The organism is Bacillota bacterium (genome assembly GCA_012837285.1).
Lineage (GTDB): Bacteria > Bacillota > DTU030 > DUMP01 > DUMP01 > DUNI01.
Map to the genome: position 1 here is coordinate 1 of DURJ01000109.1, position 14,514 is coordinate 14,514.

At 52.9% G+C, this 14,514-nt stretch carries 13 protein-coding genes and 1 other RNA gene; 13 read left to right on the top strand and 1 reads right to left on the bottom strand.

Annotated features, from left to right (window positions below; genetic code table 11):
• Positions 1–125 precede the first annotated feature (125 nt).
• The 5 genes from secG (at position 126) to ssrA (ending at position 4,996) form a co-directional block, all read left to right on the top strand.
• A complete protein-coding gene (gene secG, locus GX016_06075) occupies positions 126–359 on the top strand; it encodes a preprotein translocase subunit SecG (protein ID HHT71126.1) in 234 nt (77 codons plus the stop codon).
• A gap of 77 nt (positions 360–436) precedes the next feature.
• The gene (locus GX016_06080; GenBank protein ID HHT71127.1) at positions 437–2,401 is read left to right on the top strand and encodes a sodium-translocating pyrophosphatase; all 1,965 of its coding nucleotides are present in this window, start codon (positions 437–439) and stop codon (positions 2,399–2,401) included.
• Between the two features lie 290 nt (positions 2,402–2,691).
• Positions 2,692–4,056, top strand: a complete 1,365-nt coding sequence (locus GX016_06085) for a hypothetical protein (protein HHT71128.1) — start codon at positions 2,692–2,694, stop codon at positions 4,054–4,056.
• Between the two features lie 115 nt (positions 4,057–4,171).
• Entirely contained in the window at positions 4,172–4,654 is a 483-nt protein-coding gene (gene smpB / locus GX016_06090) for an SsrA-binding protein SmpB (protein HHT71129.1), read from the top strand.
• Positions 4,642–4,996: a transfer-messenger RNA gene (gene ssrA / locus GX016_06095) on the top strand. Before smpB ends, ssrA begins: the two co-directional genes overlap by 13 nt.
• A gap of 93 nt (positions 4,997–5,089) precedes the next feature.
• On the opposite strand, the gene murB is transcribed toward ssrA, so the two are convergent.
• On the bottom strand, positions 5,090–5,950 hold the full coding sequence (gene murB, locus GX016_06100; protein ID HHT71130.1) for a UDP-N-acetylmuramate dehydrogenase: 861 nt from the start codon (positions 5,948–5,950) through the stop codon (positions 5,090–5,092).
• Between the two features lie 200 nt (positions 5,951–6,150).
• On the opposite strand from murB, the gene GX016_06105 reads away from it, so the two are divergent.
• The 8 genes from GX016_06105 to GX016_06140 all read left to right on the top strand — a co-directional run bounded on the left by GX016_06105 (position 6,151) and on the right by GX016_06140 (position 14,361).
• A complete protein-coding gene (locus GX016_06105) occupies positions 6,151–7,131 on the top strand; it encodes a GerMN domain-containing protein (GenBank protein ID HHT71131.1) in 981 nt (326 codons plus the stop codon).
• A gap of 99 nt (positions 7,132–7,230) precedes the next feature.
• On the top strand, positions 7,231–9,132 hold the full coding sequence (locus tag GX016_06110) for an AMIN domain-containing protein (GenBank protein ID HHT71132.1): 1,902 nt from the start codon (positions 7,231–7,233) through the stop codon (positions 9,130–9,132).
• A gap of 100 nt (positions 9,133–9,232) precedes the next feature.
• Complete coding sequence (locus tag GX016_06115; GenBank protein ID HHT71133.1) at positions 9,233–9,757, top strand: DUF2179 domain-containing protein; 525 nt, start codon at positions 9,233–9,235, stop codon at positions 9,755–9,757.
• A gap of 17 nt (positions 9,758–9,774) precedes the next feature.
• Entirely contained in the window at positions 9,775–10,764 is a 990-nt protein-coding gene (locus tag GX016_06120) for a GntR family transcriptional regulator (protein ID HHT71134.1), read from the top strand.
• 5 nt (positions 10,765–10,769) lie between these two features.
• Positions 10,770–12,071, top strand: a complete 1,302-nt coding sequence (locus GX016_06125) for a hypothetical protein (GenBank protein HHT71135.1) — start codon at positions 10,770–10,772, stop codon at positions 12,069–12,071.
• An 18-nt stretch (positions 12,072–12,089) separates the two neighbouring features.
• Positions 12,090–13,007 (top strand): alanine-tRNA synthetase second additional domain-containing protein, encoded by a 918-nt coding sequence (locus GX016_06130; GenBank protein HHT71136.1) that lies wholly within the window; start codon positions 12,090–12,092, stop codon positions 13,005–13,007.
• 2 nt (positions 13,008–13,009) lie between these two features.
• A complete protein-coding gene (gene rph, locus GX016_06135) occupies positions 13,010–13,756 on the top strand; it encodes a ribonuclease PH (GenBank protein HHT71137.1) in 747 nt (248 codons plus the stop codon).
• A complete protein-coding gene (locus tag GX016_06140) occupies positions 13,753–14,361 on the top strand; it encodes an XTP/dITP diphosphatase (protein ID HHT71138.1) in 609 nt (202 codons plus the stop codon). Before rph ends, GX016_06140 begins: the two co-directional genes overlap by 4 nt.
• The last annotated feature ends 153 nt before the right edge of the window (positions 14,362–14,514 follow it).

Consider the following 14,514-nt stretch of genomic DNA (forward strand, 5'->3'; position numbering starts at 1 on the left):
GGTCCACCCCTGAATAGCTACGCAACATCAATGGCAACGTTTCTGGCCCAAGCGCCGAATCGTTGCCATTTGCTCTTTGGTATGCTAAAATTAACAAGGTGCCAACGGGGAATAATTGAGAGTGAATGGTGGGGGTGAGGGAAGTGCATACAGTGCTCATGGTCCTCTTTGTTATTGCTTGCCTGGGCCTTATTGTGTTGGTTTTGTTGCAGTCAGGCAAAAGTGCCGGACTTTCCATTGGTGCCGGGGCGGAGACTTTTCTAGGCAAGAAAAAAGGACTAAATGAGAAGCTTGCTGTTTGGACTAGGTACATTGCGGCAGCGTTTATGGTGTTAGCACTGCTTCTGGCGATTTTTTAACTTAAGTGGGCACTTACCACTGAGGTAGGTGCTTTTGGCTTTACAGGCACCACTTTTTGAGGAGGCGAACCGAAAGAATGGAATCTCTTACAATTCTGGCCCCAGCGGCCGGCTTGTTGGCGCTGATTTTTGCCTTTTATTTTGCCGGTCGGGTTAATAAGGCTGATCCTGGCACAGAAAAAATGCAGGAAATAGCCGGTGCCATTCACGAAGGGGCCATGGCGTTTCTCATGCGGGAGTATCGGGTTCTGGTTGTTTTCATTATAGCTCTTTTTGCCGTTCTGTCCTTTGCCATCGATTACCAGACGGCGATTTGCTTTATCTTCGGAGCCTTGTGTTCTATCGGGGCAGGTTTCATCGGCATGAACGTAGCCACCCGGGCTAACGTCCGCACAGCTAACGCAGCTCATCAAGGGCAGGGTCCTGCCTTGGACATTGCCTTTTCCGGCGGTGCGGTTATGGGTATGTCAGTGGTTGGGCTCGGATTGTTGGGCCTGGGGGTTTTTTACTTAATTTATCAGGATCCGAACATTGTGAATGGGTTCGGCCTGGGAGCCAGTTCCATCGCTCTGTTTGCCCGGGCTGGGGGCGGCATTTATACCAAGGCCGCCGATGTGGGGGCAGACCTGGTGGGTAAGGTGGAAGCTGGTATTCCTGAAGACGACCCGCGCAATCCGGCGGTTATCGCCGACAACGTCGGTGATAACGTGGGTGACGTGGCTGGTATGGGTGCCGACTTATTTGAGTCTTACGTGGGCTCAATTATTGCGGCCATGTCTATCGGCGTCATCGTCTATGGCTTTAACGGCGTGTTGTTGCCGTTGCTGTTGGCTGCTGTTGGTATTGTGGCCAGTGTAATTGCCACCTTTTTCGTTCGTGGCGGTGAGGGAGCCAATGTGCAAGGTGCGTTGCGCAACGGCACTTTTGGCAGTGCGATTCTAGTTGCTATTGCTAGCTACTTCTTAACCCAGCAAGTAATCGGTGAAACCGGGCCATTCCTGGCGGTGGTAGCCGGACTGGCTGCCGGTACCGGTATCGGTCTAGTATCCGAGTACTATACTTCGGCTGATTACAAGCCGACCCAAGGGATTGCCGAGGCTGCACAGACCGGCCCTGGAACCACCATCATATCCGGTTTGGCCGTGGGCATGGCCAGCACCGGCTGGCCCATTGTGATGATTGCAGCTGCCATCTATGTGGCCAACCACTTTGCCGGCTTGTACGGTATTGCTTTGGCCGGGGTAGGGATGCTATCTACCACTGGGATGACGGTGTCGGTGGATGCTTATGGCCCCATTGCCGATAATGCCGGCGGCATTGCGGAAATGGCGGAACTCGATCCGAAAGTACGTGAGATCACCGACACCTTAGACTCGGTGGGGAACACTACTGCTGCTATCGGTAAGGGATTTGCCATTGGGTCGGCAGCACTGACTGCCCTGGGCTTGTTTGCCGCTTATGCCACTGCAGTGGGACTTGAGGGAAGCGGACTTAGCATTTTAGATGCCCGGGTAACAGTGGGGCTGTTTGTAGGTGGCGTGCTCCCGTATCTGTTTTCGTCCCTGACCATGCAGGCCGTGGGCCGGGCTGCTTTTCACATGATCGAAGAAGTTCGGCGTCAATTCCAAGAAATACCTGGCATTATGGAAGGCGAGGCTCGACCGGATTATGCCCGTTGCGTTGATATCAGCACGGCGGCAGCTTTGCGCGAGATGTTGGTACCCGGTCTCATGGCAGTGGTGGCACCACTGTTGGTTGGATTTGTATTGGGCAAAGAGGCCTTGGGCGGTTTGCTGGCCGGGGCTTTAGTCACCGGTGTGTTGATGGCTATTCAAATGGCTAACTCAGGCGGAGCCTGGGATAATGCCAAGAAATACATCGAAAGCGGCCATTTCGGCGGCAAAGGAACGCCGGCCCATGCGGCGGCGGTGGTTGGCGACACTGTGGGCGACCCCTTCAAAGATACCTCCGGACCGTCCATAAATATTCTTATTAAGCTCATGACCATTGTGGCATTGGTGTTTGCGCCGATGTTCAGCTAAGTGGGCTTTAGAGTTAAACCTCTACCGGCTCTGATTGCTAACTGGAACTGATTGGTGCGAACCGTTGTTCGGCGGGAGAGTAGTTGCTGTTCTCTCCCGCTAATTTTTTTCTTGGTTTCAACCGCTGAACATGGTAATATATTATACCGGATTGTTTGCACAGTAATTATGCCATGGCCCTTCGCATACGTATTGTCCCCGTACCTGGGTGGCGGTCAGTGACATTTAGGTACTTTCTCGACTAAGCTATAGAGATATTTACCAGAACGTGTCGCGAGAGGAGACCCTGTATGCGACGACTTGGCAAAACAACCATGTTTGCTCTTTTAGTGGTCTTGGTCGTTCTAAGCGTGTATTACTGGCTTTTACCCTGGCAGGGGAATTTTGTGTTTCCGCTGGAGCAGGATTCCCTGGAGCTTACCGATAAGGACAAGGTGTTGGTATTTGCGCCGCATCCCGATGACGAAAGCATAGGGACGGCCGGCTTTATCCAAAAAGCCATAGCAGCCGACAGCCGGGTTACAGTGGTCTTTCTTACTTGCGGTGACGGTTTTCGCCAGGCGGCTCTGCGCCAGTTTCGGGTGGTTCGAACCAATGCCAACAGCATGCTGGCCCTAGGTAAAGTACGCCAGCAGGAAGCGTGGTCAGCCACGTCCTTGTTGGGCGTCCCGGCAGAGAACGTTGTTTTTCTTGGCTATCCTGACCGGGGGCTGGCACGCCTATGGCAACAGCACTGGTCCATCACCTCATCCTATCAGTCCCCTTACACGGGCACCAACTTTTCTCCATACAGCAATGGCTTTACCCCGGTGACGGCCTATAGCGGCGAGGCTTTATTGAAGGATATCAAGACCATACTGCGAACGGAAAAACCGACGGTGATTTTGTTCCCCAGTAATTACGAAGGACATTCCGATCATTGGGCTACTAACGCCTTTGTGGCCTATGCCTTGGAAGACCTGCGGCTGCACGGTTGGGCGTGTCAGCCCAAGGCCTACAATTACCTGGTGCATTATCATGATTGGCCTCGTCCCTGGGGTGCCCACGTCATGCGTGCCCTGGAGCCGCCGGCGGCGATTGCCGACCAAGACGAATGGCTCAGCTTGCCCTTGTCCTGGAGCGAAAGGGTTACAAAACAGAATGCAATCCTAAAGCACCGTTCTCAGATAGCAGTAATGCGTGGTTTTTTGACCGCTTTTGTTCGGTCCACCGAATTGTTCCAGGTCTATCCGTCGGCGGTGGTGCTGGAGAGTACCAACAGCGGTGAACAGATGGTGCTAGCCTCCGATGCGGCTGGCGACAGCTTGATCGACCGCTTTGATCGCCATACCGACATTGTGCGGCTGTCCGGCTGCGTCGACGCCAAGAACCTACAACTGACCTTGTCCTTAAGGGGGCCCGTTAAACCGGAGCTAAAGTGCAAAATGGAGCTGGTCACGTTAGGGGGAACGGTTCCGGAATTACGTTTGCAGCTTTCTATTCCGGCCAAAGAGCTACCTACCGGCATTACAGTATCCAGTTCGGGCAATAATATCATTCTTAACCTGGAACGCGGTTTGTTAGGAGAAGCGCCGTTGTTGTTTGTCTCGGCAGAGACTTACCAAGGACAAACACGAGCGGATCGCCTGCGCCAGATCAAGGTGCAATTGAAATAATGTTTTCATTGCTTCGATCCGGGCTGCCAGGTACCACTAGGCCTTGTGCCGACTGACTTTTCGTGTTACAATATTGCTGGGTGCAAGGCGCCTGCCGCCGATATGGAGGAATTAAATGACCAAGAAGAAAACCAATGAGCAAATTGTAACCACTAACCGCAAAGCCCGTTATGATTACTTTATCCTGGAAACGTACGAGGCCGGGTTAGCGCTGGTGGGAACAGAGGTGAAATCCCTGCGGGCCGGCAGGGCTAGTTTAAGAGACAGCTATGCCCGGGCCGAAAACGGGGAGCTAATTCTCTACAATATGCACATTAGCCCGTATCAACAAGGCGGCTACGTAAATCATGAGCCTCGGCGACCGCGCAAATTGCTTCTCCGTAAAAACGAGATCAGAAAACTGGCTGCCATGATACAAGAAAAGGGCTTGACTTTAGTCCCGCTGAAGGTATACTTTAATGAACGGGGCTGGGCCAAGGTGGAGCTGGCGTTAGCTCGGGGCAAAAAGTCATACGACAAACGTGATGATCTAGCGGCACGGGATGCCAAGCGGGAAATTGAGCGAGCGTTTAAAGAGCATTCCTTGGGGGCGATTTAGGTTCGACAGAGGTAAAGCTGGCAGAGGAAGCGAGCCGCGGACCATGGCCGCGTCAAGAACATGGAAAGGCAATAACTGCCAACAACGATTACGCTCTGGCTGCGTAACTTAACGTAGCCCATCCGCCCGGCCTAAGCTTGCGGGGTCGGAGACGGGTGTCATTTTAGCAAGCTACCGGCAGACAGAGCCCTCATGTCGGCCGGGAACTTCTGAGGGCTAGCCCAAATTGGATCTTGCTTCTTGGAGCCAATGCGGGCGAAGATAAAAGCAGAAGCTACGCTCGTAGATGCCTTTGTGGGCTTACTTTTGGACGGGGGGTGCAATTCCCCCCCGCCTCCACCAAATTAGAACAAAAGCAGCTGTTTTGCCATCTACATATTAAAAGAGGCCGGTTTCGGCCTCTTTTAATCTTGCCTATTTAGTCAGAGCCCCAAGCTACTCAAACTGTCCCCATAGGCGCACTTCTGTTTCCATGGTAATACCCCGGGCCGCTGCCTCCAGCTTAATAAGCTTGATCAAACCAAATACATCCTGAGCGCTGGCCCCGCCTAGATTAACGATAAAGTTGGCGTGAGAGGGGGAGATCTGGGCTTGCCCGATCTGGGTGCCTTTTAGGCCCAGCTCTTCAATAACTTTCCCGGCATAGGTGCCAGGTGGATTACGGAAGGTAGACCCACAGCTGGGTAACAACGGGAGCCGGCGCCGCTTTTCCTTGCTGGCTGCGATATTTTGGGCCAGTTGTTCTCTCGGCATAGAGGAAACAGCCAGTGAAGTCTCCAGCACAATCAGGTCTTGCTGCTGAAAAACACTGCTGCGATAGGTGAAACCGTGTTCAGACTGAGACAGGCGTTTGACCACACCCCGTCGATCCATAACCATACTTTCCTGGACAAATTGGCCCAGGGTGATACCATAGGCCCCGGCATTCATATAAATACCGCCGCCGACAGAACCGGGGATGCCGGCCAAGCGCTCGAAATTGCCCCAACCTTCTTCTGCCAGGGCAGCGATGAGATGATCAAGCGGTAACCCGGTACCTACCAAGGCGTTGCCGTCGTGAACGGAAAGGTAACCGAACTTCCGGGCTAGGCGGATAACCAGGCCGTGAACCCCGCTATCGCTCACTAGGACGTTAGTACCGCTTCCCAGGACATACACCGGCACCTTTTGTTCATCCGCAAAAGCTAAGGCGGTTTTGACCTGGGCCACCGAGGACGGCTCGCAGAAGAAACGAGCCGGACCGCCGAGTTTATATGACGTATGGTCTTTCAAGGGGACGTATTCGTTGATCTCCATCTATGTACTCCACCTCCTGAGGATGTCTTGCTGTTTCGTTCAAGATTAAGGTCCCCACATACTTCTCTAAAGCCAGTTGGTTTCCTGCTGAAAAAAGATTTTTGAAAAAGATGGTTACCAAACCAGGGAAAATTGAACCGGTGTCGAATACATTATACGGGGAGGTTCAGGGGCATATAACCGAAGGGGGTGCCCTGGTTATGCAACGCGAGCCGGTAAGAGTCTCGCAGTTGTTATTGGTTATCTCTTTTTTTATTGTAACTACGACCTTAGTAGGATGCAATGATTTACCTGTGTTTCAAAATGACGAGACCAAGGACCTGGCCGTTATCAGACAACAACCGGTCACGGTGTATTACGTCACCCAGGAGGGAGATTACTTAGTTCCGGTCAACACCAAAGTGTCACTAGATGATGATATCTGCCGCCACGTGGTGGAGAAAGTCTTGGCCGGCCCCCACGACACCGACCTAAAAGAAGCATTGTCGTCGCCGTTTCCGCGCGGCGTATTGCTGAAATACATTTATGTAAAAGACGGTCGAGTGTGTGTGGACCTGGGGGGCGAAGCTATCGGAACCATGGATCCCAAGCTGTGGCAACAGGCTCTAAGCAGCCTGGTCTTCACCTTGACCGAGATGCCGGATGTGGACATCAAATCCATTGAAGTTCTAGTTAACGGTGTACCAGGCAACAACATGGTGCTTGAACGTCCAGCATATATTAACCTGATTCCGGGGGAGCCTGATGACGGTCTGCCCATAACCGTATTTTTCAGTTATAACGATACCTGCCTGGTGCCAGTGACAGTGAAACTTGCCCCCGAGACAGCCGATGTGCTCAAAGCAACACTGGACCAGCTAGTGGCCGGACCACGGGGCATACCGTATTTGTCGTCGGTGTTTCCTGAGGGAACGCGGCTTCTGGACTATCGAATTGAAGGCGATCTGCTCAGCCTGAACTTTTCTAAAGAAGCAGTGTTACGGGATATCAAGGGGAATATCCGTAAAGAGGAACAAAGTCCTACTGTTGGTTCGCTGGCCCTGACTTTGAGACGATTTGCCGGTATTGACTGCTTCGAAATTTTGATCGAGGGGACGCCTTTGATCGAACAGAAGCTAAAGGTGCCCCGAAGTTACCTGGATCTGGAAAATATCACCAAGGCCCAGCCGGAACAGGGCTAGGGCCTTTTTTGTTAGAATTTTATAGTGGCAGGATTATGAGCATCTAAGGCGAAGATAGGACAGTGAACTGAAGCCAGTGTATTTAGGAGGCAACATATTATGAGGCATTATCGACAGGCAGTCTGTTGGTGCCTGTTTTTAGGCTTGTTACTTATCCATGTTTTTCCGGCTCAAGCAGCACCTGGGCCGATCAGACTGATTATTGACGAACGAGCGATCGAGTCCGATGTGGCTCCGGTAATCCAAAATAACCGCACCATGGTTCCCCTGCGCATTATTTCCGAAGAACTGGGTGCTCAAGTACATTGGGACAGCACTGCCCGTACAGTGCGAGTGGCCCTACCCGACGGCGATATCCGTCTCGGTATCGGAAAAAGCACAGCTTTTTTCCGGGATCAAGAGCACAAGCTGGATGCGGCCCCAATTATTGTCGGCGGCCGTACCATGGTGCCGCTTCGTTTTATTGGCGAGGCTTTAGGGGCCCAGGTACATTGGGATGCTCCCACACGCACCGTGCATGTAACCGGGGCTAGAGCCGAAGTTCAGAATGTGGTTTTACAGCCGGAACTGGGACGAGAAGTGTTAGCCATCAAAGGGACCGGGCACCTGCAGGGTACGGTGACCCAATCCGATAATCAGGTGCTGATTACATTGCCGGAAGCAGAGCTGGCCCTAGCGGAAGGTCCATTGGCCCTCCAGGGGACCCTGGTACAAGGGGTGTCGGTACAGTCTCTAGCTCCTGGACAAGCCAAAGGCGTAGTGGTGACCGTTACCCTATCGGAGCCGACTCCTTTTACCGTTACCGCCGATACCGGGGAACTTACTTTGGTACTGCCGTATCGAGTGGAGAAGTTGGAGTACGAGCAAATAACCGGCGGTGAGATTCTTAGCATCGCCACTACCGGCCAGGTGCCTTACACGGTACAACAGTTGGCGGCGCCGGATCGTCTGGTTATTCATTTGCCGGGGATTGTGGCCGGCCCTGGATTAGACCCAGTGGAGCCGAACAGTCTGCTAACCAAAGCAGTGAAGATTCAAGACAGCCCGACAGGGGTTAATATCATCGTGGAGCAACACCGGGTGACGAAGTTTCGCGTCACTGCCTCTGCTCGAGGCCTGGAACTCTATTTTGCCCCGCAGATTATCGGTTTTGACTACCAGGCTGTTCCCGGTGGTGCCAAAGTTAAGATCCAAGCCACCGGCGACTTAAACTACCGTACAACCCGACTGCAAAACCCTGATCGACTGGTGGTGGATTTTCAGGATACTCTGTTGGTAAGTACGCAGACAGTCATTGACGTCAATGACGAAGTAATAGTGCAGGTGCGGGCCGGTCAATTTGCGGTTGATCCCGAGGTAACCCGGTTGGTGGTGGAGTTAGAATCCTATTTGAGCCACCGGTTCGTTTTGGGCCAACAACCGGGAGAGTTGGTTCTGGAGCTAACAGCCAGCCCTGTCCAAGGCCGTTACATTGGCGTGGATGCCGGCCACGGCGGCAGCGAACCGGGATCCGTCAGTCCCTCCGGACTAAAAGAAAAAGACTTGAATCTGGATATTGCCCAAAGATTAGCGGCGGCTTTGCGGGCAGCCGGAGCCAAGGTATTCATGATCAGGGACAGCGATGTCAAGGTGGATTTTCGTGACCGCCCTGAAATCGCCAACGAAGAGAAGGTAGAAGTCTTGGTCAGCATCCATTGCAATTCTTTCACCGATGACAGCAAACGCGGGACCGAGGTGTATTACTTTAGGGATGGGCATGGAGGGCAGGAGTTGGCCCAGGCTCTACATAAGACCTTGGTGAGTTCTCTCGGGCTGCCGGATCGGGGTTTGAAAACCGCGGACTACAATGTCATTCGCCATACCAAGATGCCAGCGGCGTTAATCGAGGTGGCCTACTTATCCAACCCGGTGGAAGAAAAACTCCTGGCCGACCCGGTCTTTCGGGAAAAAGCGGCTCAAGCAATAGCCGAGGGAATCATGGACTACTTCCGTCAGCGCTGAGGGAGCGAGGAAGAAGTTTTCCTAAGCTCGAATTTAATATAGAGTATTTTAATAAGAATGACTAAATACACCTCTGGTAGAATGAAAGGAGAAGAGGCCAATGCCTTTCTCAGGATTATTAGGGTACTTGTTTATATTTTGTGCTCGCGTCATCGACATGTCGTGTGCCACTGTACGTACCCTGATGATTGTACGTGGGCAGCGGATTATTGCTGCGCTCATTGGCTTTTTTGAAGTATCTGTTTATATCTTGGCTTTAAATCAAGTAGTGGGCAAACTAAATGACCCCTTGAATTTATTGTTTTATGCCTCCGGGTTTGCCACGGGAAACTATGTGGGCAGTCTAATCGAAGAACGCATGGCATTGGGATTTGTTACAGTGGAGATCATTCCCAGCGAACCGGATTCTAATCTGGCCGAGCTGCTCAGGCAGCAAGGATTTGGGGTGACTACGTTTCCCGCTTTTGGCAAAGAAGGCCCACGTCAGGTACTGCATGTGTTGCTCAAGCGCCGGTCGCTGCCCCACATAGTGCAAATGGTTTCCGAGCACGATCCAACAGCGTTTTATACCATCATGGATGCTCGTGCCACCTACGGCGGCTTTCTTGGCCGGCAAGGCAAGTGAGTACAGGAGGGTCGAGGGTGACATTTACAATTTCCCCCAAGAGTGGGATTCCCATTTATGTTCAGCTCCAGAATCAAATAAAAGACTTAGTGCTACGTGGTGTCTGGGCGCAAGGACATCGCTTGCCCACCGAGCGGGAATTAGCTGAACAGTTGGGAATAAGCCGAAACACAGTCAGCACAGCCTACAAGCAGTTGGAGGCTCAAAGAGTGATCTGCCGCAAGCAGGGTTCCGGCACCTTTGTCTGTGCCACCCCGGACAGCTTGGCTGTGGACAGCGACCATAAAGACCGAGTGCTACGGCTAGTAGACTTAGCTATCGGAGAGGCGCTGCAGCTTGGGTTTTCCATCGAGGATTTTACCGCTATTGTGACCCTCAGGGTACGACAGCGAAAAGAAATGCTGGGCCGACTGCAAGTGGCTTTCGTTGAGTGCAATCGGGAACAGTTGGACTACTTCACCAAAGAGCTAGAACTGGGATCAGGTGTAACCATTCATCCCTGGTTACTGCAAAACCTTCAAGGAGGAGCGGCCGAAAATCTTCAGCGGTTGCGGCAAATGGACATGGTAGTAACGACTTTTTATCATTTAGATGAAGTTAAGGCCATGCTCGGTTCAGAAGCGCCCCAGCCGTTGGGTATAGCATTGGAACCATCGGTGAGCAGCATTGTTCGAATTGCCCGGGTTGCCCCGGACAGCCTGCTGCCGGTGGTCTGCTTATCGCAGACTTTCGCCCAGTCAATTATCACGGCGCTGGAGCAGGCAGATCTTATCTTCAAAGACATGCCTGTAGTTACAACCCGTGATCCGGTGCAGTTGGCCCAAGCTCTGACCGGAGCCACTACGATTATTTCTTCGCCGGGACGAAAAAAAGATGTTCAGCAAGCCGCGGCTACGGGTACAGAAATAATCGAGTTCGTGTTTCAACCGGATGCTGGCTCCATAACCTTGCTGAAGGCGGCATTGCTTGGAATTAAGAACTGGTCTCCGGCCGGTGCGGAGGGTTAGTGACTATGGCAGCAGACTATGACCAGCGACGGAAAGAACGGAATAAGCTACTTTCTCGGACCGAAACAGTCTCTTGGTTACAGAACCAAGAGCTGGCTCTTCCTAGGGCCAGTCAGGGACGGTTACGCGTACGTTTGAATTTGGCGGTGGAGACAGCGTCAAACCTGGAAGACTACTTGGCTTGTTTAGTAGAAAACGATGCCTTTGTTATGTTTAGCTTTCCGACGCCGCCGGACAAGCAAGCCTTAACCTGGCTGCAAGCAGAACCTTTATCGGCCCTGCGCTCGTTGTTACCTAAGCATCTAGATGTCTTCGGTCGCTGGGGGGCCCAACTTAGCGGTGAATTCCCAGAAGATCTGGCCGAGCTTTTAGCCACGGCTGGGATCGTTACCTGGCAGGGCGGACCCTTGGCGGAGTATTTTGCCGCCGGCCAAGGGGGGACTTTGCCGGATTGCCTTTGCCGCTATGCTTCCGTGGATAGGCTAGCCCATGATTATCATCGGGCCGGAATTCCAGTCCGGCGCGAGGTGCGCGGACTGCGTACGTCTACCTTGATACCGCCTGGATTGCTGGTGGCGCTGATTGTGCTGGAGGCCAAACTGGCTCAGGCGCAAGGGGTCACGAACCTTAGCGCCGCTTATAGTCTGTGCGGTCATCTCCTGCAAGATGTGGCTGCTTTAAGAGTCTTGGCTACTTTAACGGCTGAACTGTCGGCCACTGTCATTTGTCTGCCGTGGACCGGCGGATCCTTGTTGGGTCTGCGTAACCTAACTACTGTTGCTGCCTGGACAGCGGCCACGTCAGCCCTGGGCTCGGCCCAGGGCTGCGAAGTAGTGGCTGTAGACAAAGATCAGCCCCTGACTTCGGACCAGGTAAGCTTGTGGCTAGATTTAGCTCAAGGCGTAAGCCGTTTGGCTACAGATCAGCAGCAGTCTCTAGCGGCTGCAGTGAGCCAAGAAGAAGAACAGGTGCGAACCGAAGCCGAGGCCATCATCAATCGAGTCTTGGAACTAGGTGACGGGGAAGTAGCGCCAGGATTAGAACCGGCGTTGGCCGAAGGCAGCCTGGATCTTCCCTTAGCCCCGGCCGGCATTTGCCGCGGGCAAGTTCTGTCCGCCCGGGATGCAACCGGCGCCGTGCGCTTTTTGGACTGTGGTGCCTTACCTTTGCCACCGGAAAGCAAAGAGCTGCATATCCAGTTACTGGAAGAAAGGGCCCGGAGCGAAGGACGGGAGCTGGGCATTTCCATGGTTATTGACGATGTGTATGCTTTCAGTAAAGGTGCTTTGGTAGGGCGGATAAAGTAATGCATGTCCAGCTTGGGGATGGCACAGGCTAGGAGTGGGGTAACAGTGCAACACCAAAACCTACGCGAATCCATCTACTTTGCCCCCAGGGGCAAAGAACGATTGATTCGTCTGGGAAACTATTTGGCTCAGCGCTATCTTGATCCTGACGATCGGCTAATTGGTTTTATCGGTTCGTCAGGCATGGGTAAATCCTTATTGATTCGAGGCATGTTCCCGGGCCTCGAACTTACTAACGATGACGAAAATGTAAACATTCGTCCCTTGCCGTTGGTACGTGATATTCGCACCGGCTCTTTCCGTAGCCACACCTACCATGTGGACGTCTGTTTTGAAATGGCTTTTGTACCTTTAAGCGAGCTGGCGTCCTCGGTCCGAGAAGCGGTTTTGTCTGGACGACGGGTAGTAGTGGAGCATTTCGAGACCTTGGCTCCCCTGCTGCCAATGAACGCCGAACTACTGGTGGGTATAGGGGAAGAGGTGGTCGTCACCAGACCAACCCTGTTTGGACCCCGGGCAGCGGAGATTGCGTCGCGGGTATTTGCTTCTTCCCATTACCGTAAGATGGTTCATACAGCCGAAGACTTAACCACGCTGGTGTTACTGGATCTTAACCAACCGATGCCCGATTGGCACAGCGATTTGCCTCACGGTTTCGTGTTGGAATACAAGAGCGAATTAACCGTAGACCTGACTCAGGTGGAACAGCAGGTAAAACAACTTATTAGGGCCAATCTACCGGTTACCTATTACGATCAGGGCCATATTAAGATCGCTGATCGCCTTATTCCCTGCACAGGTCCCCGGATTCACCTGAGCCGTACCGGCGATATCCAAGGATTTTCGCTCCTGCCACAGCTTCGCTTTGACCCCTTAACTAAGCATTACCTGTTAGTCGGCACAGTGGGCAATGTTCCAATAGAAAGTGAGGTTTAACCATGCGTACTGACGGAAGGAAACCCAACGAACTCAGGCCGGTCTCTATCACCCGGCAGTTTACCAAGCATGCCGAGGGGTCGGTTCTTATTTGTAGCGGCGACACCAAAGTGATTTGTACCGCTTCGGTCGAGGAGAAAGTGCCGCCGTTTTTAAGAGGTAGCGGACAAGGATGGATAACAGCGGAATATTCTATGCTGCCGCGGGCTACACCGGTACGAACAATGCGCGACTCTGTTCGGGGACGCACTGGCGGCCGCAGTCTGGAAATCCAACGACTTATCGGCCGGGCCTTACGGCCGGCGATTGATCTGTTTGCCTTAGGCGAGCGCACTATTTGGTTGGACTGTGACGTAATTCAAGCCGACGGCGGCACTCGGACCGCTGCGGTAACCGGCAGTTTTGTTGCCTTGGTGGATGCGGTAAAGTGGCTTGTGGATAACGGCCATCTAACTCACTCACCGCTGGTTGATTTTGTGGCGGCCACATCAGTGGGGATTGTGGATGGACGTCTGCTGCTTGATCTGGCCTTTGCTGAGGACTCCCAGGCCGATGTGGATATGAATTTTGTTATGACCGGCGACGGCAAAATTGTGGAGATTCAAGGCACCGCCGAAGCGGCTCCGTTTTCCCGTTCAGATTTGGATAATTTGCTTGATCTGGCCACCACGGGTATCAAGCAACTGATGTTCGAGCAAAAAAATGCTTTGGCTAAAGATGCTAACTTGGTGAAGGTAAAACAACAATGACCGGGCCGGTGCTAGTCATAGCGACGAAGAACATGAACAAGGTGGCCGAGTTTAGAGCCGGCCTGGCTGGTTTAGGTTTCAACATCCTGTCTCTGACGGATTTTCCAAACTGCCCCGAAATCGAAGAGGACGGCGCTACTTTCGCTGCTAATGCGTTGAAAAAAGCTCGCACCGCATTCTCCTTAACCGGCTATCCCAGCTTAGCCGACGATTCCGGCTTGGAAGTGGCAGCCTTAAATGGAGCCCCTGGTGTTCACTCCCATAGGTTTGCCGGACCCCAGCAAGACGATGCCGCCAATAATGCCTTACTGCTAAAAAAACTCGCGGGTTTGCCGCCGGAGCAACGCCAAGCCCAATTCCGGACAGTATTAGCCTTAGTGTTAGAGCCGGGCCGAGAGTGCACAGTGGAAGGCATCTGCAGCGGCTTCATTGCCGAAAGTGGGCGTGGCTGCGGCGGCTTCGGCTACGACCCGTTGTTTTATCTGCCGACTTTCCATCGTACCATGGCCGAGCTTACAGTAGAAGAGAAAAACAGCGTCAGCCATCGGGGACAAGCTATCGCCAAACTGCGTCGCTTGCTGGAAAAACTAGACAGCGAAGATTAGCAGGGGATAGACAGGGGTTCCTATCGGCCGGGTGCACACAATTCTGCTATTTCCTCCAGTAGAAGAGATAAGAGTCGGGGCAGAGCTTCTTGTACGGGAGGGGACAAGGTGCAACCGGGAGCGATGTTAAAGGGTTCTAGTCCGTACAAGATA